The organism is Noviherbaspirillum malthae (assembly GCF_015352985.1).
GTDB classification, from domain to species: domain Bacteria; phylum Pseudomonadota; class Gammaproteobacteria; order Burkholderiales; family Burkholderiaceae_D; genus Noviherbaspirillum; species Noviherbaspirillum malthae.
On record NZ_JACYXF010000183.1, the window covers coordinates 1 to 1,391 of the forward strand.

The 1,391-nt window shown below is 57.7% G+C and carries 1 protein-coding gene; it reads left to right on the top strand.

Features of this window, described 5'->3' with window-relative positions:
• Window positions 1-100 precede the first annotated feature (100 nt).
• On the top strand, window positions 101-1,354 hold the full coding sequence (locus IGW03_RS37635; RefSeq protein ID WP_194727481.1) for an IS256 family transposase: 1,254 nt from the start codon (window positions 101-103) through the stop codon (window positions 1,352-1,354).
• The last annotated feature ends 37 nt before the right edge of the window (window positions 1,355-1,391 follow it).

Here is a 1,391-nt window from a genome sequence, read left to right on the forward strand (position 1 = left end):
GAGTTATGCTCGGAACTTGTGTATGACGTGAGGAAGTGAGGCGGCGTATTCTTGATGGTTCTTCCGGAATCATCAACCTCTTACAAGGAAAGAATACGCCTTGAAGCAAGATAACGTAATCGGACTCAAGAGTCCAGGGGTGCCCTCTGCGGCAACCGATGCGCTGACGGAGCTGTTGCGCGACGGCGCCCGGCAGATGCTGGCCGCCGCCATCGAAGCCGAAGTCCAGGAGTTCCTGGCTCGACATCAGGGACTGCAAGATGAACAGGGCCGGCAACGCCTGGTCCGTAACGGCTACCTGCCGCAACGCACGATCCAGACTGGACTGGGCGATATTGAAGTCAAGGCGCCACGCGTGCGGGACCGGGCGAAACAGATTAGGTTCAGCTCGGCGATATTGCCGCCCTATCTGCGGCGTACCAAGACCATTGAAGAGCTGCTGCCGTGGCTGTACCTCAAAGGCATATCGACTGGAGATTTCAGCGAGGCATTGACGTCACTGCTGGGGCGTGATGCGCCGGGGTTGTCGCCCTCGACGATCAGCCGCCTCAAGGAGAGTTGGAAGGACGAGCATGGCCGCTGGTGCAAACGCAGCCTGGCTAACAAGCACTACGTCTATTTGTGGGTCGATGGCGTGCATTTCGGTGTACGCCTGGAGGATGCGAGCCAGTGCATGCTGGTAGTTATTGGCGCCACCGCCGAGGGCAAGAAGGAACTGGTGGCCATTGGCGACGGCTATCGGGAATCGGAAGCCTCATGGAAGGAAGTGCTGCTGGACCTGAAGGCGCGTGGTCTGAAGGTTGATCCGAAGTTGGCGATCGGCGATGGCGCCCTGGGTTTCTGGAAAGCGTTGCCGCAAGTGTTTGGCCATACTCGAGGCCAGCGCTGCTGGGTCCACAAGACGGCCAACGTGTTGAACAAGCTGCCCAAGAGTCAGCAACCCAAAGCGAAATCAGCACTGCAGGACATCTGGATGGCGGCCAGTCGGGAAGACGCGCATCGGGCGTTTGACAGCTTCATCGTCAACTACGAAACGAAGTATCCGAAAGCGGTACAGACGTTGGTGAAAGACCGGGAGGCATTGCTGGCCTTTTACGACTTTCCAGCCGAGCACTGGGTGCATATCCGAACAAGCAACCCGATTGAATCGACGTTTGCCACAGTGCGGTTGCGCACTGCAAAGACGCGAGGCTGTGTGTCACGCCAGAGCATGCTGGCCATGGTCTTCATGCTGGCAAAGAGTGCCGAGCGCGGCTGGCGCAAACTCAAAGGGGCACAACGTTTGGCAGAGGTGATTGCCGGCGTTGAGTTCAAAGACGGAATGCCGGAAGACGCCAAGAAAATCGCCGCTTGACCCGACTTCGTCAAACACAACATTTGACATTAACTCG